Origin of the sequence: uncultured Senegalimassilia sp., from assembly GCF_902464545.1 — a bacterium.
Classification (GTDB): domain Bacteria; phylum Actinomycetota; class Coriobacteriia; order Coriobacteriales; family Eggerthellaceae; genus Senegalimassilia.
On the sequence record NZ_CABQJR010000021.1, the window covers coordinates 1 to 23413 of the forward strand.

General features: G+C 65.9%; 19 protein-coding genes. 4 read left to right on the forward strand and 15 right to left on the reverse strand.

The window, feature by feature from the left end; translation table 11 throughout:
- The first annotated feature begins 338 nt into the window (after positions 1 to 338).
- Complete coding sequence (locus RDW26_RS06730) at positions 339 to 1043, forward strand: NUDIX hydrolase (RefSeq protein WP_307983000.1); 705 nt, start codon at positions 339 to 341, stop codon at positions 1041 to 1043.
- An 8-nt stretch (positions 1044 to 1051) separates the two neighbouring features.
- Here the strand turns inward: RDW26_RS06730 and RDW26_RS06735 are convergent, their stop codons facing one another.
- From RDW26_RS06735 to RDW26_RS06790, 12 genes are all read right to left on the reverse strand, one after another.
- The gene (locus tag RDW26_RS06735; protein ID WP_307983001.1) at positions 1052 to 2185 is read right to left on the reverse strand and encodes an NlpC/P60 family protein; all 1134 of its coding nucleotides are present in this window, start codon (positions 2183 to 2185) and stop codon (positions 1052 to 1054) included.
- A gap of 520 nt (positions 2186 to 2705) precedes the next feature.
- Positions 2706 to 3005, reverse strand: a complete 300-nt coding sequence (locus tag RDW26_RS06740; RefSeq protein WP_294417795.1) for a YerC/YecD family TrpR-related protein — start codon at positions 3003 to 3005, stop codon at positions 2706 to 2708.
- Positions 3006 to 3122: 117 nt separating this feature from the next.
- Positions 3123 to 5345, reverse strand: coding sequence for a carbohydrate-binding domain-containing protein (locus RDW26_RS06745; RefSeq protein ID WP_307983002.1), 2223 nt, complete (start codon positions 5343 to 5345; stop codon positions 3123 to 3125).
- Positions 5346 to 6041 (reverse strand): DUF4956 domain-containing protein, encoded by a 696-nt coding sequence (locus tag RDW26_RS06750; RefSeq protein ID WP_307983003.1) that lies wholly within the window; start codon positions 6039 to 6041, stop codon positions 5346 to 5348.
- On the reverse strand, positions 6034 to 7230 hold the full coding sequence (locus RDW26_RS06755) for a polyphosphate polymerase domain-containing protein (RefSeq protein WP_307983004.1): 1197 nt from the start codon (positions 7228 to 7230) through the stop codon (positions 6034 to 6036). Before RDW26_RS06755 ends, RDW26_RS06750 begins: the two co-directional genes overlap by 8 nt.
- A 160-nt stretch (positions 7231 to 7390) precedes the next feature.
- Complete coding sequence (locus RDW26_RS06760; RefSeq protein ID WP_114620114.1) at positions 7391 to 8134, reverse strand: class I SAM-dependent methyltransferase; 744 nt, start codon at positions 8132 to 8134, stop codon at positions 7391 to 7393.
- A 285-nt stretch (positions 8135 to 8419) separates the two neighbouring features.
- Positions 8420 to 10987 (reverse strand): tRNA (adenosine(37)-N6)-threonylcarbamoyltransferase complex transferase subunit TsaD, encoded by a 2568-nt coding sequence (tsaD, locus tag RDW26_RS06765; RefSeq protein ID WP_307983005.1) that lies wholly within the window; start codon positions 10985 to 10987, stop codon positions 8420 to 8422.
- 108 nt (positions 10988 to 11095) lie between these two features.
- On the reverse strand, positions 11096 to 11710 hold the full coding sequence (gene tsaE, locus RDW26_RS06770; protein WP_118351058.1) for a tRNA (adenosine(37)-N6)-threonylcarbamoyltransferase complex ATPase subunit type 1 TsaE: 615 nt from the start codon (positions 11708 to 11710) through the stop codon (positions 11096 to 11098).
- 99 nt (positions 11711 to 11809) lie between these two features.
- On the reverse strand, positions 11810 to 12676 hold the full coding sequence (locus RDW26_RS06775; RefSeq protein ID WP_307983006.1) for a bifunctional 5,10-methylenetetrahydrofolate dehydrogenase/5,10-methenyltetrahydrofolate cyclohydrolase: 867 nt from the start codon (positions 12674 to 12676) through the stop codon (positions 11810 to 11812).
- Positions 12677 to 12712: 36 nt separating this feature from the next.
- Entirely contained in the window at positions 12713 to 13324 is a 612-nt protein-coding gene (locus RDW26_RS06780; protein WP_307983007.1) for a cyclodeaminase/cyclohydrolase family protein, read from the reverse strand.
- A 204-nt stretch (positions 13325 to 13528) separates the two neighbouring features.
- On the reverse strand, positions 13529 to 15217 hold the full coding sequence (locus RDW26_RS06785) for a formate--tetrahydrofolate ligase (RefSeq protein ID WP_307983008.1): 1689 nt from the start codon (positions 15215 to 15217) through the stop codon (positions 13529 to 13531).
- A gap of 295 nt (positions 15218 to 15512) precedes the next feature.
- Entirely contained in the window at positions 15513 to 16331 is an 819-nt protein-coding gene (locus tag RDW26_RS06790; protein ID WP_307983009.1) for a type III pantothenate kinase, read from the reverse strand.
- Between the two features lie 458 nt (positions 16332 to 16789).
- On the opposite strand from RDW26_RS06790, the gene RDW26_RS06795 reads away from it, so the two are divergent.
- The 3 genes from RDW26_RS06795 to RDW26_RS06805 all read left to right on the forward strand — a co-directional run bounded on the left by RDW26_RS06795 (position 16790) and on the right by RDW26_RS06805 (position 19854).
- Positions 16790 to 17485, forward strand: coding sequence for a response regulator transcription factor (locus RDW26_RS06795; protein ID WP_042433509.1), 696 nt, complete (start codon positions 16790 to 16792; stop codon positions 17483 to 17485).
- 26 nt (positions 17486 to 17511) lie between these two features.
- The gene (locus RDW26_RS06800) at positions 17512 to 18546 is read left to right on the forward strand and encodes a cell wall metabolism sensor histidine kinase WalK (RefSeq protein WP_298629126.1); all 1035 of its coding nucleotides are present in this window, start codon (positions 17512 to 17514) and stop codon (positions 18544 to 18546) included.
- Between the two features lie 195 nt (positions 18547 to 18741).
- Complete coding sequence (locus RDW26_RS06805; protein WP_307983010.1) at positions 18742 to 19854, forward strand: beta-ketoacyl-ACP synthase III; 1113 nt, start codon at positions 18742 to 18744, stop codon at positions 19852 to 19854.
- A 123-nt stretch (positions 19855 to 19977) separates the two neighbouring features.
- On the opposite strand, the gene RDW26_RS06810 is transcribed toward RDW26_RS06805, so the two are convergent.
- The 3 genes from RDW26_RS06810 to RDW26_RS06820 all read right to left on the reverse strand — a co-directional run bounded on the left by RDW26_RS06810 (position 19978) and on the right by RDW26_RS06820 (position 23299).
- The gene (locus tag RDW26_RS06810; protein ID WP_307983011.1) at positions 19978 to 20571 is read right to left on the reverse strand and encodes a biotin transporter BioY; all 594 of its coding nucleotides are present in this window, start codon (positions 20569 to 20571) and stop codon (positions 19978 to 19980) included.
- Positions 20572 to 20768: 197 nt separating this feature from the next.
- Positions 20769 to 22292, reverse strand: a complete 1524-nt coding sequence (locus RDW26_RS06815) for an MATE family efflux transporter (protein WP_307983012.1) — start codon at positions 22290 to 22292, stop codon at positions 20769 to 20771.
- Between the two features lie 152 nt (positions 22293 to 22444).
- Positions 22445 to 23299 carry a biotin--[acetyl-CoA-carboxylase] ligase gene (locus RDW26_RS06820; protein WP_307983013.1) on the reverse strand — a complete coding sequence of 285 codons (855 nt, stop codon included), beginning with the start codon at positions 23297 to 23299 and terminating at the stop codon, positions 22445 to 22447.
- Positions 23300 to 23413 lie beyond the last annotated feature (114 nt).

A 23413-nucleotide genomic window follows, 5' to 3' on the forward strand; every position in this document is an offset into this window, starting at 1 on the left:
CCCCCCCCCGCCGGGGGCGGGGGGCGGGGTTTCCCCCCCCGCCCCCCGCCGATTCCCATGGCGCCGCCTTCTCATCGGCGCCGCTTCGCCGCCTCGTCTCCCATCCCGGGGCGGCGAAGCCCATCGCGGGGTCTCCCTCCCCGCATCGCAGAGGACCGCCGCGGCCTCCCACCGCGGCGGTCCTACGTTTAGGCGGGGAAACGGGCGGGCGCAAATCGGCTCGCCGCGATCGAACCCGCCGCTTGGCGCGCCCTGCGCTTCCCCACCCTGCCGCGCGCGCCGCGCGAGGTCGCCGCGCTTGCGCTACCATGTCGTTAATCGTCAGGAAGGAACCTATCATGCGCGAAACCCCGCAGCTGAAACATATCGAGCAAGTGTCAGACGGCTGGATCAAGAAGTACATTCTCACGTACGTGCTGCCCGACGGCAGCGACTATATATATGAAGCGGCCTCGCGCAAGGGCCTGGAGGCGTATCGCGCCGAGCTGGCGCGCCTTGAGGAACGCAGCAACACGGCCATCGCGGCCATCGACGAAGGCGCCGACGATTTCGGCGCCGCAGCCGTTGCCGCAGCCGAAGAGGCGGCCGGCACCAGCGGCAAGCGCACGGCCGACGCCGTGTCCATCGTGCCCATCACGCGCGACGGCAACCTGGTGCTCATCCGCGAGTTCCGCTATCCGCTGAACAGCTGGGTGGTCGGCCTGCCCGCGGGCCTGGTGGAGCCCGGCGAGGACCTAACCGTGGCCGTGGACCGCGAGCTGCGCGAGGAAACAGGCTATGGCCTGCGCACCGGCCTTCCGGAAGGCGCCGTGGAACTGCTACCGCAGGCCGGCCACTCGTCCACCGGCATGAGCGACGAGAGTGTGCAGACGGTGTTCGCCCAGGTGGAGAAGGACGAAGCGGCCCATCCCGAGTATGGCGAGCTTATCGAGGTGTTCACGCTGCCGCTTCGCGAGGTGCCGCGGTTCCTGAAGCAGAACCCCTTGCCACTGGGCACTCGTCTGCAGCTGGTGCTGGAGATTTTCGCGCGAAACGAGAAATAGCTCGCGCTTTACGCGAAGCGCAGCGCGTGGGTGAAGCCTGCCCAGGACAGCGGGTCGGTGTCGCGCACGAAGGCGCCGAACGTGGGGGCGTGCACGTAATGCGTGCCGCCCTCGTTGCAGGCGATGGCCACGTGGCCATTGTAGCCGTCACCATAGCTGATCCACAGCACGTCGCCAGGCTGCGCGTCCTCCACGGGCAGCTGCGCCGCGGCCGCATAGTACAGCGACTCCGTCTGATGCGGCAGCGAAATACCCACCTGCAGATACGCCCAGCGCACCAACCCCGAGCAGTCGAAGGTCTCGGGGCCCTCGGCGCCCCACACATACGGGCAGCCGATGCGAGAGAGCGCATAATCCACCACCGAGCCGTTGGCAGGGATGGGCACCGACGGGATGTTGTACGCATATGCGCGCCTGACCTGCGCAGACGATGCCTGTGCCGTCTCGGCGCGGTCGCGATCCCGCATGGATTCCAGCGCTGCCTTCGCCTCTTCGTCGAGCTGCTGCAGGATGGCCTGCATGGCGGCCACCTTCTCCTGCGCCTCGTTCTTGACGCGCTCGGCCTCCTCCGCCGCCTCCTTCGCCGCCTGCTCCTGCAGCTCGAGCTGCTCCTTGTCGGCGGCCACCTGGTCGCGCAGGGCCTTGGTCTCCTCGATCATCCGCTCGTCGTTCTCGTTGAGCGCATCGTACATGTCCAGGCCCGTGGCGAGCTCCTTGAACGACGCCGAGCCCATGAGCAAATCGACGACGGTGAACTTGCCGGCCTTGTACATGCCCACGGCGCGTTTGGCCAGGCGATCCTGCAGCGCGTCGATCTGCGTGGAGGCCTCGTCGATGCGACGCTGAGCGTCGTCGACGGCGCTCACCGCGGCCTCGTGCTCGTCAAGCGCCTGGTAGTAAGCCTGCGCCGCCTCTGCCAGCTCGTTTTGCAGCGACGCCACGCGCTGATACACAGCATCGGCTTGCGCCAGCTTCTCCTCGGCATCGGGCTCGTCGTTCTCCTTCTTGTCGTCGGAGTCCTTTTCTTTATCGTCCTCACCGTCGGCCCAAGCGGGAACGGTGCCGAGCACCGTGGATGCGCCGAACAGCGCAGCTGCCGAGACGAACAGGCGACGATCGATTTGCGGGCGGGGACGAACCATGTGACACCTCTGAAACACCCTTGCGGGCACGTTGATTGCAATTTGCCATCGGGCATTGTAATACATGGTAAACTTTTTATTCGCAACGCCACGGCTTCTCCATGCTAGTTTATCCTCGCTCAAGGATGATACTGCGCGGGAGCGCCCCCACATAAGTTCCGCATCAGCTGCGGTTCGCGCATCCAAACGGCGCGTTCGCCCAATGTCAGGGGTCTGGCAGGCGGCGAAGCGGGGGCGCAAGTGATGAAGAGGCGCGAAGCGTCGAAGAAAGGAAGGGAACGAAGCGAAAGGCGACAAAGCGGAGAATGCGAACGGCGAAGCGAGGTGCGAAATCGCGCGAGAACACAAAAACCCGCCGCCCTCGAAGGAGGACGGCGGGTTCGACGCGACCGCATAGATACGTTAGCGACAGATGCGCCGCAAGGGACACCGCGGCGGGCGCCGATTCCCCACCCTGCCGCGCAGAGAGCACCACGCGGGGCATGCCGGGAAGCTCCGGTTCCGCCCTGCCGCTCGGGGCTCACTTCCCTTTGCGGACGTCGTCCAAGATGTTGAGCGCCATGGTGTAGCCGCCGGCGCCGTAACTCAGGCACTTCGACACGCGGGCGATGGTTGTTGCCGACGCCCCCGTGGCCTTCTCGATGGAAGCATACGAATTGCCGGCATCGAGCTGACGAGCAACCGCCAGGCGCTGCGAGGTTTCGCGGATCTCGCGGATGGTGAACAGATCTTCAAGCAGCAGGAAGATGTCGTCCTTGTCCTGGATTTTTGAGAAAACGGTCAGCAGATCCTCCACCTCGGGGGTTCTCAGCTCGCTCATTCGGCATCGCCTTTCCGATTCACCGGGTCCTTTGCCTTCATTGTACTCCATCATGGTGGAGTGCTTGAGAACTCCGCAAACCTCGCCGCAAACGGCCGGACACTTAGGGACGCGGGCTTACCTGCCGCCAGCCGCGGCCGTGCCCGTGCCCATACCGCCGGCTCCACCCATGCCGCCAACGCCCGCAGATGCCGTGCAGCTGGCCGTGATCGCGGTTTCGCCGCCACCGCTCACCGTGCCGGAATCCGTGTAGCCGTCGGCGTTGGCATTCGCCACCTCACCGCCGATGAACAGGGTATATTCGCCGCCTTCCGCAAAAGCCGGACTGGACGCCAGCACCATGCCGAAGCGCTTGGTCGCCGTGAACGACGCCACCACGTTGCCACTGCCGTCGACCACGCAGACGCTCTGGCCGGCCTCGCCGCTTGCCGAGGTCATGGCGAAGGCCTGCGTGCCGCTGGTGAAGTTTTGCGCCATACCCGTGGAGCCGACCATGAGCACGGTGCCGCCGCTGACGGTCGCGCTGCCGTCGTAGTCGAACGCGCCGTCGCCGTCGCTGGTGGGCCCGGAAACCAGCAGCACACCGCCCGTCACCTCGACGTTGCCGTTACTGTCGATGGCATCGCCGACGGAATCCACCACCAAGTAGCCGCCGTTGATTTGGATAAGGCAGTTGCTATCCGCCTGGCCCATGCCGCCGCCTGCCGCGGGATCGGCGGCACCGCCAGCCGCTCCACCCGCATTACCTGCGCCGGCAACGTTACCACCCGCCGGCAGCCCGGACGCGGTTCCGCCCTGCTGGGCACCTGCAGCGCCCGGGGCTTGCCCATCCTGCTGGACGGCGGAATCGGGAGCTTGCCCGCCCTGCTGGGCGCCAGCGGCATCGGCGGCCTGACCGCCCTGCTGCATGCCCGCGGGCGCCTGACCACCGGCATTCGGAGCCGCGACCCCGCCGCCCTGGCCGGGCGCGCCGGGCGTGCCGCCGTTGGGCAACGTGCTGCTGACCGTATCGGCATCGGCATCATCGGACAGGTCGGCAGCACTGGCGTTCACGCCGTCATCGCTTGCCACGATATGCGTATCGCCGCCGTTGACGTAGACCTTCTCCGCTTCGTAGCCCTCGTTGCAGCTAGTCACGTTCATGGTTCCGTCATCCACGGTCAGCTTCGTCTCCGCATGGAACGCGTCATCGCCCGCGCTCACCTCGATCACAGAACCCAGCAGGTGCATCTCCAAATCGGAATGGAACGCGTCATCGTTGGCCGCCACCGTCAGCGAGCCGCCCGCAAGGCGAACGAGCGTCTTACCCTGCGCCGCATCGTCACCGGCCTGAATATCGAACGTGCCGCCGTCGATGCTCACGAAGCCCTTCGCAGGATCGTCGTCCTTGTTCGACTTGATACCGTCGCCGCCCGCCTCGATAGCGAAGACGCCGTCGCGGATCTTCACGCAATCGCGGCCGCGCAGGCCATCTTCCACAGCGCTGACGTTGTACGTTCCAGATACAACGACCAAGTCGTCCTTCGAGCACACAGCGTGACGGTACGCGCTCGTCACGTTCAGCGTCCCGGACCCGTTCAATGTCAGGTCGCAGCGGCTGAACAGCGTGGCGTATGGCTCATCGGAATCATCTTCCAGCACATACAACGATCCATCGGACAGGCTGTTCTCCGTCCCCGCGTCCAAGGTGACGAAGCACTTGTCCGCGTTACGCACATAAATCGCCGGGCCGTCCTCGTTGTGGATGGTCGCGCCAGCCAGCACCAGCTGCACCTTATCGTCGTCGCCGGCATCGACCAGCAGCTGGCTGTCGGTCAGCTCGCCCGACACCACGTACGTGCCCGCCGACGAGATGACCACGCCGTCGGCGGACACCTGGGCGCCCGCCCCCTGCACGCTGGCCGAATCGCCCGACAGCGTGATGACGGTCGCCGACGGCGCGTCATAGGAAGCATCAAGGTCGCGCTTGGAATAGTCCAGGTCAAGGGCGCTTTCATCAAACGCAGCCGCAACTTCCTCGAACGATGCGTACTCCGTGTCGGAAGCGCTTGCCGCAGCGGCCTGCTCGGATGCGGCCGAGTTTTCCGCATCCGTCGAAACCGCCGCGCAGCCCTCCATCGCAAGCACGCCGCTCAAAGCCAGCAGGGCAACCGCACCGCACGCCAGGCGCGTCAGCCCGCGCACGTCGGTGCGCTCCGTCGCCGAGGAACCGCCCGCAACGGACGCGACGGCGTCGGGACCCCGCCCCTCCTCTTCGCCAGCAGCTCCGCAAAACGCCCCGGAACCTTCGGCCCCGGCTTCGCGCGCCGCTCGGGCGCGTCGGTTCGCAAACCAACCCATTTAGAGCACCTCCCTGGAGACCTGCGCGTTGCTCAAGCTGACTTTCAGGTTCCCGTTCAAGCAGCGCACCTCGTCCATCAGGCGTTTCTCGATCCCGGGCTGCGCCAGGCGCACCTGATACTCAAGCTGGTACAAACTGCCCATGTTCGTGGTGGAAACCTCGGTCAGCTCATGCTCGGCGGTGTAGCGCGCCAGCACGGCGTCAAACATACCGTCGAACTCCAGGTCCTCGGGCACCGTCACGCGGAGCACCTTCTCCGGCTGCTGCGGCCGCCCGAACGGCGACAGCACGTACACCACATTCACCACGCCCACGATGAACGTGAACAACACGGCCAGCGCGATGAATCCCATGCCGGTGGCCAAGCCGATGGCCATGGCGAAAAACACGCTGCCGATGTCCTTCGCGCTGCCCGGGATGCTGCGGAAGCGCACCAGATTGAACACGCCCATGACGGCGATGCCCGCGCCAAGGTTGCCGTTGACCAGGGTGATCACCATCTGCACGATCAGCGGCAGCAGCGCCAAGGTGACCACGAAGTTCTTCGAGTACTTGTGACGGAACATGTAGATGCAGGCCACGGCCGCGCCGAGCACGATGGATGCGGCACAGCACATCAGGAACTGCACGGTGGACACGCTTGCCACCAGGGAATCAGTCGTTCCGAAAACCGAGGAGAGGGCGGAATCAAGCACAACGATCATCCTTTCGGGAGGTCAGGGACGGGAAAGCGGCGCGACGGACGCGCGAGCCGGGCGCAGGAGCGGAAACGCGGCGAGCACGCGAATCGCACGACGGGGAGAGCCGGTCGATGACGGCCGTTTCCTGCGAGGAGGCTTGCGCGAATGCGCGCCGCGCGGAAGGCGCCACGCCACGCACTTTCGACGCCGAGGCCGCAGGCGACGCAACAGGCGAAGCCGCCTGTGCAGACGCGCGCTGCGAAGAACACGCTGCGCCGCACGCCTTCGATGCCGAAGCCGCAGGCGGCACGACAGGCGACGCCACCTCCCCTCGCATCGCGTGCCCCGCCCGAGCCGGGGAAACCGCCGGCAGCGGCTCGTGCCCGGCAACGCCTTCCGCCTGTGAAGCCCCACGACTCGAAGCCCGCACAGCGCCGGCAGCACGCTCGCACTCCTGATAGGCGGCGCCGTACTTGCTGAACGACGATGGATACGCCTGGCACCCGCCGAGCACCTCGACCAGCCAGGACGGATAAGCGCCGGCGGTCTTCACCTCCATAATCGTCTCGCCCAAACCCAGAAGCGGATGGAAGGTGCTGCCCGCCTCGCGTTCGCCCGCCAGCACATCGCGATACGCGACGCCCGAATCGAACGTGATGCGCAGCCCATCGGCATCGGCGCCCAGGATCGGGGCGTACGCCGTGCGCTCGCACACGATGTACATGGAAGGCCGCAGGTTGCGATAACGCTCCGTGAACGCATCGATCTCGCGAGCGATCTGAATGCTGTGCAGCGTGAGCGCCTCGTCCTGTTGCACCTGGTCGGACAGCGGGTTTTGCACGCAGGCGTTCTCGTAGGGCACGCGCCCCATCAGGTACGCGTACGCCGCCGTCAGCGAACATCCCACGCGGCGCTTGTACACGATGCCGTCGTATTTCTTCTTGATCTCCACGTACACGCGCTCGCCCGAAGTCGGCGTGCCGTACCAACGCAGGCGCAGCTTCTCCTTGTACAGGGGCTTTTCCAAACTGCGCGCGATCAGGTCGCGCGTCGGCGTGTCGAAGTACAGGCTGGTGATGCGCGTGCGGCCATACTCGTCGGCGGCCATGCGCCCGGCCAGCGCGTCGAGCACTTCGCGATGCTGCTTCGCGTTTAAGCGGTATTTGACCTCTTTGCGTTCAAAGGTGTCGGTGAATGAAGCCATCGTTTCCTCCCAAGGGCCCAGCGGCCCACGCTCGGGGAACATTTCGAGGCTAGATACTACGAAGGCACCCTTAAAGTTGACTGAAACCGAGATCGGAAACACAAAAGCCCGCCGGTGGCGGGCTTTCGATCGTTGCAGTCGGAATCTTCCGTGATTGGCGCTACTCGGGCTTTTTCGCCACGTGAACCGCGGCGATGCCGCCGGTGTAGTTCTTCCAGGTGACGTCCGTGAAGCCGGCGTCCTCCATCATGCGGGCCAGGCCCTGCTGGTTGGGGAACGCCTTGATGGACTTCGAAAGGTACACGAAACCGTCGCGGTCGCCCGTGATCAGGCCACCCCAGAACGGGATGAGGTGCTTCAGGTAGAAGTTGTACAGCGCGCGCCAAACAGCATTGGGCGGGGTGCTGAACTCAAGGCACACCAGGCTGCCGCCGGGCTTGAGCACGCGATACATCTCCGACAGCGCGCGCGGGCGGTCGGGCATGTTGCGGATGCCGTAGGCCATGGTGATGGCGTCGTAGCTGGCATCGGCGTACGGGATTTCCTGCGCGTCCACCACCTCGAAATCCACCGGCACGCCGTCGGCCGCACCGTCGGCGTAGTGCGCACGGGCCACGTCAAGCATCTCGTTGACCAGGTCGGTGCACTGGATATGGCGCGGGTGCTTGGCGCGCGCCACGGTGAAGCTGACGTCGCCCGTTCCGCCCGCAATGTCCAGAACGTCATCATTTGCGCTGATGGGAGCCTGTTTCATCATACCCGCCAGCCACATCTTGTATGCGCCGAAGCTAGAGATGGCGTTGAAGCGCTCGTACTTCTTCGCGATAGTGGAGAAGATGTCCTTCACGCGTTCGGACGAGATCTCGGCCGGCGCTTCCTTGCCGGTGGCGGTGTCGATGGCCATGCGGTGCTGCTCCTTGCGTATCGTGCGCGCCCGGCGAACCCGGGCGCGTTCATCAAGCTGGCCCTGAGCGGGCCGTTCGTTCGACATTCCAGTATAGCCGTTCGCGCAGCCGCGACGCGCGTTCGGCATGAAGCGAACACGCAAGCTGCGGCGACAGCGGCAGCGGTCGCCGACCGACAAAGGGGCGCGGCCGCGCAACCCGCGCAAGGCGCAAGCGGCAAAGTCACGCCCATCAGGCAAAACGCCGACGAGAGCCGTGTTCGCAAAGCCTCGGAGCGCGAGCTGCTAGTACTCCTGCTCTAGGTCCGCGTGCGCCTGCGCATCGGTTTCAAGGCCGTAGAACTTCCCCTGACGGAAGCGGTCGAGCGCTACCAGCGCGATCATGCCGGCATTGTCGCCGCAAGCGGAAAGCGGAGGCATGACCAGGCGCACATGCATCTTCTTGCACAGTTTCTCGTACGCCGCGCGCAACACAGGGTTCGCGGCCACGCCGCCGCCCAGGCAGAACGTGAGGGCACCCGTTTCGCGCAGCGCCATCTCGGCCTTCTTCACCTGCACGTCCACCACGGCGGCCTCGAAGCTGGCGCAGATGTCCGGCACGTTGAGCTCGCTGCCCGCGGCGCGCTCGTTGTTGATGTAGGTGACCACGGCGGTCTTCAGACCCGAAAGGCTGAAGCGCATGTCGCCCGAATGCATCATGGCGCGGGGAAACTCGATGGCCTTCGGATTGCCCTTGGCGCCCTGCGCCGACACCACGGGGCCGCCCGGGTAACCCAGGCCGAGCGCCTTGGCAACCTTGTCGAACGCCTCGCCCACCGCGTCGTCGATGGTGGCGCCCAGCACGCGGTAATCGCCCCAGCCGCGCATATGCACGAGCATGGTGTTTCCGCCGCTGACCAGGGAAACCACCGCTGGAGGGGCGAAATCGGGCGCGCCGATCTTATTTGCGTACATATGACCCTCAAGGTGGTTCACGCCAACCAGCGGCTTGTCGGCGGCCCAGGCCGCGCCCTTGGCGAACGCCACGCCCACCACCAGCGCGCCCACCAGGCCCGGCGCGTACGTGACACCCACGCCGTCAAGGTCTGCCCAGGTCAGACGCTCCATACCCAAGCGCTGCGCCGCAACGTCCAGACATTCGTCGCACACGCCGCAAATGGCCTCGATGTGTTTGCGGCTGGCGATCTCGGGGACCACGCCGCCGAAGCGGGAATGGAAGTCGATCTGGCTTGCCACCACGTCGGAGAGCAGGTTGCCCTTGCCGTCGACGATGGCCGCGGCCGTCTCGTCGCAGGAGCTTTCGATGGCCAGGATGAGCGGGCGCTCGAGTTGCGCGGCGGGCTGGGCTGCCTTCTGCGCATCATGCGCCTCGTCCACGCGCAGCGTCATGCCGGCGACGTCGACCGAGGATTCCTGAATGCCGGCATCCTCGGTGACGGCGCGCAGCGCCTTCGCGTCGGCGGCGCCGCCGACGGCCGAGGAGCCGATGACGCCCTGCAGCGGGCCCTCCATGATGACGGCGTCTTCACGGTCGGAATAGTAGTGCGGGCGCTTGCCGATGGAATGCATGCCGAGCGATTCATAGAACGCCTGCGCGCCGACGTTGGAAGCACGCACCTCGAGCGAGCACGTGGTGGCGCCCAGGTCGCGGGCGTCGGAGGCCACGCGCGAGATGAGCTGACGCGCGATGCCGCGGCGGCGCCACGCCGGATCGGTGCCGATCTTGAGGATTTGCACCTGCCCGTCGATCACCATGCCGCCGGCATAGCCGACCAGCACGTTCCCGCGTGCGGAAGAGGCGCCATCGGAGCCGGCATCGGGCCCTTCCCCGCTTGCATAGGCCGCCCACCAGGTGCGGTCGGCGCGCGGAAGCTCATCGGCCACCAGCGCGGCGTTCCAGGCGTCCGAGCCCATGACCTTGGATTCCATGGCGGCAACGTCCTCAGCGTGCGCGGCGTCGAGCGGCTTGTACGTGATACCGTGCTCGTCGGGGCGCGCGTTGAGCACCGCCGTATCGTGCATGGTGGCGCGCTGATCGCGGCGAGGCGCAGCGTCCTGCACGCCCGTGGCAAGGTTTTTCGGGTCGTTCTTCGCCAGACGGATGCGCTCGTTCTCCTCGGCATCGGACAGGCGCGTGTACACCGGCAGCAAGAACGCCGGGTTGTGACGCTGCGCGTCCAGCGGGTCGGCCGCGGCCGTGCGCCATGCGTCCTGCAGCGCCAGCAGAAGCCCGCGACCCGTGGGCGCCCACAGCTCCTCGGGCAGCAGCGTGCCCGCGGGAGCGAACAGCTCCGCGTACTTCGCAAGCCCATCGCCCGTCAGCTGCAACGTGTCCGCCGCAGCGCCGGAAGATGCTTCGTCGACCAATTCTTGGGCTGCCACCTGTGCTTTCACCACGCGGTCGGCCTCAAGGCGATGCACGCCCGCTTCATCGAGCGCGTAACGGACCGGGTAAACCTCCTTGCGCATGGCGTCGGCGACCACGGCCAGCCGACCGCGCACGCCCGAGGCCCACGCATGCCAGGCCACCACGTCGAGCGACGACACGCCCACCAGCGCGGCGCCGAGCGCCTGCGCCGCGCCCTTGGCAGTGGCCATGGCGATGCGCACGCCCGTGAACGATCCCGGGCCGCGGCCGACGCACACGCACGCCAGCTGGCCGCGCCCCACGCCGGCTTCGCGCAGCAGGGCGTCCACCCGCACGAGCAGCTGCGTGTTCGACGCGCGGTGCGCCGCCACCTCCACCGCAGCCACCGGCTCCACCGCGCATGCCGCGGCGTTCAAACGGCCCAGCCCGATGGAAATCACCTCGTTCGCCGTATCGAACGCCAACGCATATGCGGTTTCAGGCACAGTGCTCCCCTTGCTTTCGAATATGGTTCCTACATGGCCGGTTTCGCTGCGAGGCACCGCTTGCCGCGCGGCGCCCATCCGGGCCGCATCGGGCGCGACAGCGGGCGTTTAAAGCGTTTCCGCAGGCGAATCGGCGGGTTTGGCCTCCGCGACCTTGACCGGAGGGATGGAGCCCGTGTTCATGGGGGCGCCCCCTGGCACGATGAAGCCGCCGGCGCTGGCCGTGGTCTTCGACAGACGCGCCTTCGAGTCGTTGGCCCACACGGTGAGCAGCTGGCGGGCGCGGTTTCCCAACGCGTGCGCAAGCACGCGACGGCCGCCGTCCTCGGTCACCAGGATGCGGATCTCCAGGTAGCCGTACGGCAGCGCGCCGGGGAACTTCTCGCCCCACTCGATGAACGACACGCCATCGGCGTCGATGGTGTCGTAATAGCCCGTGTCCTCCAGCTCGTCCTGCTCGTCCAGGCGATACAGGTCGAAGTGGTACAGCGGGATGCGCCCCTGGTGGTACTCCAGCAGGATGTTGAACGTGGGGCTGGTGACCTGGGCGGAAATGCCCAGGCCCGCGGCCACGCCTTGCACAAATTGGGTTTTGCCGGCGCCCAAATCGCCCGAAAGCACCACCACGTCGCCCGGATGCAGGTACGGAGCCAGCGTTTCGGCCAGCTGCTTCGTCGCCTCCGTGGACGCGGTTTTACGTGCGTATGTCAGTCCGTTAGCCATAATGCAGCACATCATACGCCAATGCGCGCAAACATGCACCCCACCCACGAAAACGGCGGATAAGCAGGGGAAAACGGCTTCACAAGGGCGGGCGTTCGGCTAGCCTTTCAGGCGTTCCTTCAGTTGGGCCTCGGCGGCGGCCACGGTGTGCTGCATGGTCATGCTGGTGGTGACGGTGCCAACACCGCCGGGCACCGGGGTGATGGCGTCCACGATGGGCTCCACCTCGTCGAAGTCAACGTCGCCGCACAACTTGCCGTGCACGTCGAAGTTGATGCCCACATCGAGCACCGTCTGACCCGGGCGAAAGTACTCGCGGCCGTACGCGCGGGCGCGGCCCGTGGCGCAGATGACGATATCGGCCGAGCGGCTGATCTCCTGCAGGTTCTCGGTACGGCTATGGCAGATGGTGACGCTGGCGTTGCGGCGCAGCAGCATCATGGAAACGGGCTTGCCCACTACCAGGCTGCGGCCGATGACCACCACGTGCTTGCCGGCGATGGGCACCTTGTAGTGCTCCAAGATGGCGACGCACGCCGCCGCGGTGCAAGGAGGGAAGCCGTCCGGCGCATCGGTGAACACCGCCGCAAGCGACGCCAGCGAGATGCCGTCGATGTCCTTCTCCGCAGTCAGCGTGTTGCACATGGCCTTCTCGTCCATGAACGTGGGCAGCGGGCGGAACATCAGGCAGCCGTGCACCGTCTTGTCGTAGTTGATGGACTGCAGCGTTGCCTTGAGCGCGGCTTCGGGCGCGAACTCGTCGAGCACGTAGGGCTTGGTGTGGATGCCCAGGCCAGCGGCGCGTTTGACCGCCGTGCGCTCGTATGAGAGGTCGTCGGGACGCTGTCCCAGGCGCACCAGCGCCAGCGTGGGTTTCACGCCCTGCTCCTCGAGCGCGGCGATGCGCCCCCGCATATCCTCGGCCATGCGGTCGACGACCGGCTTGCCCTTCAACAACTCTGCCACGTTTTCTCCACCTTCATCTATCGGCCTGCAGGCCGTTTACGAGATCGCATCCTTCACGAACGCGAACACCTCGTCGCAGTGCTCTCGCGTCTGCGCGACGAGCCGATCCGCCTCGTCGCGGTAGCGTGCGGCGCGTTCAGCGTCGTCGATGGACGCCGCGTTAATGTACACGTTCAAGCTGGCGCCGTCCACGGCCGCCCGGGCGAACGTCACGGAAACGCCCGCATCGCTGCGCGCCATGCGGCTACCGTTGCGCGCCAGGAAATCGGCGTGCTCCACGCACGCCGCCGCCGTGCGCATGATGCCCAATGGCACCTCGGTGGCGCCGATGAGGGCATCCTGGATGGCCGCCTGCTTGGCCGCAAGCTGCTCGGGGGTGTCCTTGGGCATGCGATACGCCGCCGCCAGCGGGCCGAACGCCTCGGCGTCGGCGCCCACCAGGGAAAGCAGACGCCCGCGCAGGTCCGCCAGTTTCTCCAAGCGCATGTACACTTCGGGCTCGACCTGGGCATACGTCTTCTTACCCACGGTCAGGTTGCCCACCATGGACGCCAGCGCGCAGGCCAGCGCGCCGCAATACGCCGAGGCCCCGCCGCCGCCCGGCGTGGGGGCCGCCGAGGCAAGCTCCTCGACGAACGAAGTATCCATACGCTTCCTTTCCATCGCTAACCGCACAAGCGGTCTGCAAGCTCGACGCTGGGAGCCGGCAACCCTACGAGCAGTTTACCCAGCTGAGTGGCTGGGTGGTGTCCGCAAAGCAAGTTCCGCACGACGCAAAAGCCCCAGTGGGGCTTTTGCCAAAGCAGGACTGTCTGAGCGACTGGACACCACCCAGTCGCTCAGCGTCCGGGACTAGAACAGCCCCGTGATCTTACCGGTCTCGTCGACGTCGATCTTGAAGGCCGCGGGGTTCTTCCCCAGGCCCGGCATGGTCATGATGTTGCCGGTGAGCGCCACCACGAAGCCGGCGCCGGCGCTGACCTTGGCGTCGCGCACGGTGATGCGGAAGCCGCGGGGAGCGCCCAGCTTCGTCTGGTCGTCGCTGAAGCTGTACTGGGTCTTGGCCATGCACACGGGCATGTCGCCGAAGCCGAGCTTCTCCAGCTTCGCCAGCTCCTTGGCCGCCTTGGCCTCGAAGTCGACGCCGTCGGCACGGTAGACGTTCTTCGCGACGGCCTCGATCTTCTCGCGCAGGCTCAGGTCGTCGCCGTAGGAGAACTGGAACGTGTCGGCGCTGCGGCCGGCCTCGTCGCCGTTCTCGCACAGGCGCACGACCTCGTCGGCCAGCGCCAGGCCGCCCTCGCCGCCCTTGGCCCACACCTCGGACAGGGCCACGTTCACGCCCAGCTCGCGGCACTTGTCCTCGACGAGCTTCAGCTCGGCCTCGGTGTCGGTGGGGAAGCGGTTGATGGCAACCACGCACGGCAGGTTGTACACGTTCGTGATGTTCTCCACGTGTTGCAGCAGGTTGGGCAGGCCAGCCTCGAGCGCCTGCAGGTTCTCATCGTTAAGCGCGTCCTTGGCCACACCGCCGTGGTTCTTGAGCGCGCGGACCGTTGCCACCACGACGACGGCGTCGGGCTTCAGACCGGTCAGGCGGCACTTGATGTCCAGGAACTTCTCCGCACCCAGGTCGGCGCCGAAGCCGGCCTCGGTGATGGCGTAGTCGCCCAGCGCGCGGGCCATCTGCGTGGCCATGATGGAGTTGCAGCCGTGAGCGATGTTGGCGAAGGGGCCGCCGTGCACGAACGCCGGCGTGCCCTCGAGCGTCTGCACGAGGTTGGGCTTGAGCGCGTCCTTGAGCAGCGCGGCCATGGCGCCCTCGGCGTGCAGGTCGTGCGCGGTGACGGGCTGGTCGTCGAAGGTGTAGCCGACCACGATGCGGCCGAGGCGCTCCTTCAGGTCGGTGATGCTGGTGGCCAGGCAGAAGATGGCCATGATCTCGCTGGCCACGGTGATGTCGAAGCCGTCCTCGCGCGGCACGCCGTTGGCCCTGCCGCCCAGGCCGCACACGATGTTGCGCAGCTGACGGTCGTTCATGTCCACCACGCGCTTCCACGTGATCTTACGGACATCGATGCCCAGCTCGTTGCCGTTGTGGATGTGGGCGTCGAGCAGCGCGGCGAGCAGGTTGTTGGCCGCACCGATGGCATGGAAGTCGCCGGTGAAGTGCAGGTTGATGTCCTCCATGGGGATGACCTGGGCGTATCCGCCGCCCGCGGCACCGCCCTTGATGCCGAACACGGGACCCAGGCTGGGCTCGCGCAGCGCAACGACGGGGTTCTTGCCGCGCTTCTGCAGCGCGTCGGCCAGGCCCACCGTGGTGGTGGTCTTGCCCTCGCCGGCCGGCGTGGGGTTGATGGCCGTCACGAGCACCAGTTTGCCCGGCGTGTGCTGCTCATCGCGCAGCAGGTTGTAGTCCACCTTAGCCTTCGTGGTTCCGTACTGCTCCAGGTACTGCTCGGGCACACCCGCCTTCTGCGCGATGGCGCTGATGGGTTGCGGAGTCGCTGCCTGGGCGATTTCGATGTCGGTCAACACGTCGGGGCCTCTCTCTCGTCTGGATGCGGACGCGCCCCGTCCTTTGGCGAGGCGCATGAACGTAGGTGTCATTGTAGCGGCGCACCGTGTCGGCCATGGGACAGGCGCCTGTTAAGAAACCTAGATTTCAAGGCAACGGCGAAAATGCGGCCAAATTTGTTGCAATTGTGGAGAAGCGGGCGACGGAACCGCCTTGCCGGCGGCTTCCCAAGGCGCTAAAGGCGAAGCCAGGGGCGCCGGACGCGAGGGCGCGCCGCGACGACGGACGGAGCCGTGCCGCCGAGCGCGAGCTCCCCTACTCCAATACCTCGTCGGGGCGGCCGTACAGGCCGGTGACGTCGTTGTCCATGAAGTTGTCGTACACCAGGCGAAGGCCCTCGAGGGTCAGGTCCTGGTTCACGTGCGTGATGGTGCGCGAAAGCGGCGCCACGCGGCGCGCCAGGCCGCCGGTGGCCACGACGGCCGCCTTGTAGCCGAGCTGCTCGAAGATGCGGTTGACCAGGCCGTCCACGCGATCCGCCTCGCCGTAGACGATGCCCACCTGCATGGCCTGGGCGGTGTTGCGGCCGATGGAGGTATGCGGGTTGACCAACTCGATGGCGCCCAGCTTGGTGGCGTGGCTGAACAGCGCGCGGGCGCTGGTGTCCACGCCCGGCGCGATGACGCCGCCGGCGAACGTGCCGTTGCCGTCGATCACTTCCATATTAGTGGCGGTGCCGAAATCGACCACCACCACGGGCGAGCCGTACAGCATACGCGCTGCCACGCAGTCGGCGATGCGGTCGGCGCCGATCTCGCGCGGGTTGGGGTAGTCGCCGGCGTCGAACAGCCCGGCGGCGTTCTCGGCGGTGCACACCACCGCGCGCACGCCGATCATCTGCTTGGTCGCCTGGCACCACGCCTCGGTGAGCGCCGGGACCACCGACGCCAGCGCCACGCCGCTGATATCGTCGAACGAGACGCCCTCGGAGCTGAGCAGCGGGATGAGCTTCACGCGCAGCTCGTCGCACGTGTGCAGCTTGTTGGTGGCCACGCGCCAGCGGAAGCGCAGCTTCTTGTTCTCGTACACGCCCAAAACGGTCTGGGTGTTTCCCACGTCTATTGCCAGCAGCATGGCGCCGCTCCCCTCGTTCTCATGTCCCCCGTCGCGGCCAATCGCGATGGGGCCGATTTTTCCGCGCATCAGTATAGCAGCAGGCCGCCAGACGACCGGCAAGCATACGGGAAGCGCCCGAATACGCCCGCCAAGCGTCCGCGCCTGACGGTTCGCGCGGGGTTCGGGTGGAGACGCACCGGCACGGGGCGGGGTGGACCCTAGCGCAGGGCGGAGCGGAACCTGGCAGATAAGCCTCCGTCCCCAAGTGTCCGAACGGGCGGATTGGGGAAATGCCGGGCGGTTTTGCCCCGGGGAGGTAACGTGTTTTTGACGGGAAGCCCACCTGCCGGGCCGATACGCGTATAGTTGTCGCAAGAACGTGGAACAGCTGCTTCCTTGCGGCGCCCGGCGCCCGACAACGGCGCGGCCCGGCACGCCGCGCAAGCAGCTTTCGCAATGGAAAGAAGAGGCCCATCATGAACGAAACGCCTTCACGCATCCTGGTCGTGGACGACGAGCCCTCCATCACGGAGTTCGTCGGATACGCCCTGAAGAAAGAGGGCTTCCAGCCCGACGTCGTGGACAACGGCGAGGACGCGCTGGCAATGGCCCAGGAAAACGACTACGACCTGTTCGTCCTGGATATCATGCTGCCCGGCATGGACGGCTATGAGCTGTGCCGCCGCCTGCGCACCAAGACGTCGGCGCCCGTGCTGTTCCTCTCGGCGCGCGACACCGAGCTGGACAAGGTGGTCGGGCTCGAGATCGGCGGCGATGATTACCTGGCCAAGCCCTTCGGCGTGCGCGAGCTCATCGCCCGCGTCCGCGCGCTGCTGCGCCGCAGCCAGGGCAACGAGCTCACGCCGAACAGCCACGCCATCACCGCCAGCGGCATCACGCTCGACGAGGACGCGCACACCGCCACCGGCCCGGCCGGCGACATCGATCTGACGCCCCGCGAGTTCGAGCTGATGGCATGCCTCATGAAGAACGCCGGCAAGGTGGTCTCACGCGAGGAGCTGCTACGCGATGCCTGGGGCTGGGAATACCTCACGGAAACCAAGACCGTCGACACCCACATCAAGCGCCTGCGTGATAAGATCGAGCAAGCCGGTTACGATCCCGGCCTTGTGGAAACGGTTCGAGGTTACGGATATAGGTTCAAGCTATAAAACGGCTGCAGACATATTTCGCGCTCTTGGCCACGTTGCTCAGCCTGCTCGCTGCGGTGGTCACGGCCGTCGTATGCATGCTCGTGTACGACGCTTCCATAGCGGTCCTGCTGGTGCTCATCCCCATCAGCATAATCATCTTCTGCATCAGCCTGCTTATCGGCCATTTCCTATCCGAGCCGCTTAGCGACCTGGCGAAGAAGATGGCAGCGTTCCGCAGCGGCGCGCCCGTCACGTTCGAGCCCGACGGCCGCATGTACGAGGCAGATCTGCTGACCAGCGACTTCAAGCGCCTCGTGCAAACCACCACCCAGCAGCAGCACGACCTCGCCATCAAAGAGCGCCGCCAGAACGAGTTCATCAGCGACGTCGCGCATGAGCTGCGCACGCCGCTGACGGCCATCCGCGGCAACGCCGAGATGCTCGCCGACCCCGATCTGCCGCCCTCGCTGCATGAGAAGTTCTGCGGCATCATCGTGAACGAAAGCGAGCGCCTCAGCCGCTTGACGCACGACCTTCTGACCCTGCAGCGCATAGAAAGCTCCCCCATCCCCGAGACCATGCAGCGCGTGAACCTGCACGATCTGGCGAACAGCGTGGTCGACGCGCTGTCCCCCATCCTGCACGACCGCCAGGCGAACACGAGCGTCTCGGGCGAGGCTCCCGACGTGCTGGGCAACCCCGACAGCTTGCGCCAGGCCGTCACCAACCTGGTCGAGAACGCCAGCCGCTTCATCAAGCCCGGTGGCCACATCAACGTTGAGCTATTCGGCATGAACGGCAACTCCATCATCGCCGTGAAAGACGACGGCTGCGGCTTCGGCGACGTGGACCCCAAGCTGCTCTTCGACCGCTTCTACCGCACCGACGCAAGCCGCACGCGCGGCACAGGCGGCACGGGCTTGGGCCTTGCCATCGTGAAATCCATCGCCGAGGCGCACGACGGCACCGTCGAGGCCGTCAATCTCCCCGAGGGCGGAGCGTGCTTCATGATCGCCATCCCCTCCATCCCCGCCGACATCTCGGTGAAGAAGCCCCACGGGAAAACGAAGAACGCCTAAGGGGGAGGCTGGCGCAACCGGGCTGATGGTTGCTGCGCAGACGCCAAGCGTTTACTTCACCCGCGCATCGATTCCGGTGCGGGCAGGGGTCATGACGTGGGGATTCGCAGGGGCCGCAACGCGCGATGCTATACTCGAGCGTAATCGACACGCATCATCTCCGGGGCGCATCGCCCCGCACATCGAAGGAGCATCATGGGTTGCACCATCATCGGCTGCGGCAAGCAGCTGCCGGCACTTGACGTGCCCAATGAAGAGCTGACCAAGCTGGTCGACACCAGCGACGAATGGATTTCCACGCGCACGGGCATCCTCTCGCGCCGCGTGTGCGTCAGCGAGGGCAACGTCGATCTGGCCGAAGGCGCTGCGCGCCAGGCGCTCGGCTGGGCAGACGGCGGCTATTCCGAGCGCAAGATCGCTCCCGAGGACATCGACCTCATCATCTACTCCACCATCACGCCCGACGAGGTGGTCCCCACCTGCGCCGCCATGCTGCGCCGACGCTTGGGCCTGGTCAACGCCGCGGCATTCGACATGAACGCCGCATGCTCGGGCTTCATCTACGGCTTGACCATCGCCGAGACCATGATGGCCGCCAGCGCCCCGGGCGCTGCGGGCGCGGCGGGCCGCAACCCCATCCGACGCGCGCTCGTGGTGGGCGGCGAACGCCTGACCCGCATCGTCGATTGGAACGACCGCAACACGTGCGTGCTGTTCGGCGACGGCGCCGGCGCCGCCGTGGTGGAATGGGACGAGCGCAAGCCCGGCATCCTGTCGTGGTACATCAAAAACGATGACGACGATTCCAACGCCCTCACCTGCCCTTCCGCCTACGACGCGCCCCAGCCCTTCACGGCCGAGGGCATCGATGCGGATGCGTTGCAGCAGGCCGACCCCGGCACCGCCCCCATCGACGCCGAGCTCGACGTCGCGGAACGTGTAGCCGCAGGGGCGCCGCGCCAGGCCTTGTACATGAACGGCCAGAAGGTGTTCAAGTTCGCCACCAGCGTCATGCCCGCCGCCATCGAGGAGGTGCTGCGCCGCGCGAACCTGACCATCGACGACGTGCAGTTCATCGTCCCACATCAGGCGAACCTGCGCATCATCAAGTACGCCGCCAAGCGCATGGGCCTGCCGCTCGAACGCTTCCAGGTATCCATCGCGCATCGCGGCAACTCGTCGTCGGCGTGCATCCCCATGACGCTGTGCGACGCGTACGAAAGCGGCAACATCCATCCCGGCGACAAGGTGGTGCTCGTGGGCTTCGGCGGCGGCTTCACCAGCGGCGCCGTTCTGTACGAGGCGTAACCACACGTATACCGCTGAAACCCATTGAACAGCTCCGCGCTGACCGCCCATAAACTACGACGAAACGCGAAGAGGCCCGCATAAGCGGGCCTCTTCATTACGCTTGGGTTATACGGGAATCGCTTATGCGCGATGTCCCACGGCAGCGTTGACGGCGCGGGCGCAGATAACGGCTGCGACCAGCTTCGCCAGGTCGACCAGGATGAACGGCGCAACGCCGGCCGCGAAGGCGGCGGCGGGGGTCATAGAAGCCACGGCCATCAGCTGAGCCCAGCCGCACACATAGGCGACGGCAAGGAACACCAAGCCGGTCAGGAAATCGATCGCGAACGCGCGGACGCCCTTCGCCTGGCCATCGCGAGCCAGCACGGCCTTCAGGCCGAAGCGCACGGCCACGGCCAGGCCCACGCCCAGCAGGTAGCCCCACAAAAAGCCGCCGGTCGCACCGGCCAGAACGCCGATACCACCGCGCATGCCACTGAACACGGGCACACCCACGGCGCCCAGAACCAGGTACGCGGTGATGGCCGCAATCGCCTCTTTCGGCTGCAGCACCAGCACCATGAACGCCACGGCGAAGATCTGCAACGTGAACGGCACGGGACCCAGGGGCACCGTCACCCACGCCGACACCGCCGTGATGGCGACCGTCAATGCGACGAACGCGATCGAACGCGTGCGCGACCCGGCGGCCGTCTTCTTCTGAACCTGTTCCACAACTTCCCCTTCCTTGTCCCCCTGGTTCATCCAGAAGGCCCATCCGCGACACCATCGCGGCGATCGCTGCGCCAAACGCATCGACCCTATTTCCTACAAACCACAGCGGAATTGTAGCATGCGCACAATTTCCCTCACCGCTTTCGGCCGTAAAAAAGCCTTGCAGCGCAAAAACGTTGCAAGGCTGAAACAAACCGCTAGAACTTGGCCTGCAGCTGGCCGTTCTCCAGTTTGCGCAGACGCTTGAGCTCCAGCAAGACGAACACGCCGGTGGTGAAGATGGCCAAGAAGTCCGCCACGGGGCACGCGAAATACAGCGCATCCAGACCCGTGTAGCCCGGGAACCATACGGGCATGACCATGGGCAGGCCGATATAGAGCGGGATCAGGAACAGGATCTGGCGCGTAAGGGACAGAAACACCGACTTCGCCGGCTGGCCCGTTGCCTGGAAGTAGTTCGAGCCCACGATCTGGAAGCCCACGAACGGGATAAGGAACAGCTGCACCTGCAGCGCGAACACCGTGAACGAAAGCAGGGTCGGGTCGGTGATGCCGAAGAAGCCGACGATCTGGGTGGGGAACAGGTGCACGAGCGCCCACAGCACCACGGCGATAACCGTGTTGCCCGCGATGCCCCATGCCAGCGTCATCTTCACGCGCTTGAACAAATGTGCGCCGTAGTTGAAGCCGAGCAGCGGCTGGATGGCGATCGACATGCCGATGAGCGGCAGCACCACGAACGAGGCCACGCGCTGCACCACGCCGATAGACGCCAACGCGCCCTCTGCGCCGATGGGGCTTTGCGCGCCGTACATGTTCAACAGGTTGTTCAGCACGAAGTTCACCGCGGCCATGCCCGCCTGGACGGCGAAGCTTGCCAGGCCCAGCGACAAGATCAGGCGTACCGTCTCGGCGTGCAACGGCATCATATGCAGACGCAGGCGCATGGGGACGCCCTTCGTCAGGCAGAAGTACCACAGGACCGTGGCGCACGAGATGGCCTGGCCGCACACGGTGGCAAGCGCGCTGCCTACGACGCCCATGCCCATGACCAGCACGAACAGGGCATTGAACACGGTACACGCAACGGCGCCGATGATCATGGTGCCCAGCGCCCGGTTCGGTGCGCCGGCGGTACGGATGAAGTTGTTCACGCCCATGCCGATGCACTGGAAGATGAAGCCCAGGCTGATGATGCGGATGAACTGCATGGCGTAATCCCAGTCCTCGGGAGTAGCGCCCGACACGCTGAGCAGTCCGTCGATGCAGGCCGGGATGAACATGACGATGGCCACCACCACGGAAGCGATAAGGGAAAGCGTAACCGTGTTGCCCAGGCTGCGCTCGGCCTCCTCGGGCTTGCCCTCGCCCATGCGCAGCGCGGCCAGGGCGTTGCCGCCGTTACCCACCAGCATGGCGATGGCCATGAACACCGTCATGATGGGCATGGCCACCGTTGCGGTGGACAGGCCGATCTCACCCATGGCCTGCCCCAGGAAGATGGAATCGATGACGTTGTACGCGCCGTTGACCAGCATGCCCAAGATAGAGGGGATGGCGAACTCGGTGATAAGGCGCGGGATGGACTCCGTACCCATGCGCGTCACCTTGTCGTGCTGCTTGGGCTTGCCCTGGGGGCCGGAGACTGCAGGCTTGCCCTGGGCATCCGCCGGATGAGACGGCGCCGCGGACGTGCCCTTTGCTTCTTGCTCTTGCGTCATGCTTGCATGCTGCCTTTCGAAACCTTTAACTACCTAAATTTTGTCAGCACTCTATTGTATGACCGGCGACCCGTAGAGAGCACACGCAGAAGAACCCCATGCCGGGATTCCATCGTTCATGCATATCGAGTTAAGGAGCGAAAGGATACCGCCTAGCGGATATGGGCCTCGCCTGAGCTTGCGAACGCCTCCGCGCCTTCCGGCGTGCGCAGCACCAGCCGTCCGTCCGAAGCCACGCGCGTCACCGTGCCCGCCGCCAGCACGTTGCCCGAAAGGTCCTCCATGCGCACAAAGCGCCCGGACAGCGCGGAGCACGCGTCGAACTCGGCTTGGAAGGGCTCAAAGCCCTGCTCGCACCACAGCGGGTACACGATGGCAAGCTGGTCGCACAGCGCATCGGCCACGGCATGGATGCGGTCTTCCACGGGGCCTTCGCAAAATCCCAGTTCATCCAGGTATACCGGGATGTTCTTTCCCGCCGGCGCGGATGCGGTATCGGCCGGGCGGGCCACGTTGACGCCCACGCCCACGCAAAGCGCCCGCGCATGCATCTCCGTCGAGATGCCGCACAGCTTATGGAAGGGACGCTTGGGTTGACGGTCGCCGTCAGAGGCTGCACCGCCCAATGCGCTACCTTCGCCGATTGCGCCACTGAAAGCAGCACCGCGCAGGGAATCGCCCGCTTCGGCCACCACGATGTCGTTCGGCCACTTCACCTGCACGCGACCCTCGAGCTCGGGGACGAGACTCACGATCGCGCGGCGAACGGCCAGGCCCACCAGCAAGCTGAGCGTAGGGAGCTGCGCCGGCGGGACTTCGGGGCGCAGCAAGAACGACTGGTACATGCCGCCGATCGGGCTTTCCCATGCGCGTCCTTGCCTGCCGTAGCCGGCGGTCTGCCGCAGGCCGCGCACGGCCAACCCCTCGGGCTGGCCTTCCTCGATAGCACGTTTGATCAGGTCGTTCGTGGACGTTACGGTCTCAAACGATTCCACGCGAAACTGCATCCCAGCACCTTTCCCTTCTCATATGACGGCGCGGCGCAAAGCCGTTGCAAAGCAACGGAAAGTCGCGTTGAGCCAGCGCCGCGACACTGCGAACCGCAACCCATCGCCCAAGCC

Coding starts and splice junctions, on each gene's coding strand:
- RDW26_RS06730 (WP_307983000.1), top strand. CDS start 339: ATGCGCGAAACCCCGCAGCTGAAACATATCGAGCAAGTGTCAGACGGC.
- RDW26_RS06735 (WP_307983001.1), bottom strand. CDS start 2,185: ATGGTTCGTCCCCGCCCGCAAATCGATCGTCGCCTGTTCGTCTCGGCA.
- RDW26_RS06740 (WP_294417795.1), bottom strand. CDS start 3,005: ATGAGCGAGCTGAGAACCCCCGAGGTGGAGGATCTGCTGACCGTTTTC.
- RDW26_RS06745 (WP_307983002.1), bottom strand. CDS start 5,345: ATGGGTTGGTTTGCGAACCGACGCGCCCGAGCGGCGCGCGAAGCCGGG.
- RDW26_RS06755 (WP_307983004.1), bottom strand. CDS start 7,230: ATGGCTTCATTCACCGACACCTTTGAACGCAAAGAGGTCAAATACCGC.
- RDW26_RS06760 (WP_114620114.1), bottom strand. CDS start 8,134: ATGGCCATCGACACCGCCACCGGCAAGGAAGCGCCGGCCGAGATCTCG.
- tsaE (WP_118351058.1), bottom strand. CDS start 11,710: ATGGCTAACGGACTGACATACGCACGTAAAACCGCGTCCACGGAGGCG.
- RDW26_RS06780 (WP_307983007.1), bottom strand. CDS start 13,324: ATGGATACTTCGTTCGTCGAGGAGCTTGCCTCGGCGGCCCCCACGCCG.
- RDW26_RS06790 (WP_307983009.1), bottom strand. CDS start 16,331: ATGCTGCTGGCAATAGACGTGGGAAACACCCAGACCGTTTTGGGCGTG.
- RDW26_RS06795 (WP_042433509.1), top strand. CDS start 16,790: ATGAACGAAACGCCTTCACGCATCCTGGTCGTGGACGACGAGCCCTCC.
- RDW26_RS06805 (WP_307983010.1), top strand. CDS start 18,742: ATGGGTTGCACCATCATCGGCTGCGGCAAGCAGCTGCCGGCACTTGAC.
- RDW26_RS06815 (WP_307983012.1), bottom strand. CDS start 22,292: ATGACGCAAGAGCAAGAAGCAAAGGGCACGTCCGCGGCGCCGTCTCAT.
- RDW26_RS06820 (WP_307983013.1), bottom strand. CDS start 23,299: ATGCAGTTTCGCGTGGAATCGTTTGAGACCGTAACGTCCACGAACGAC.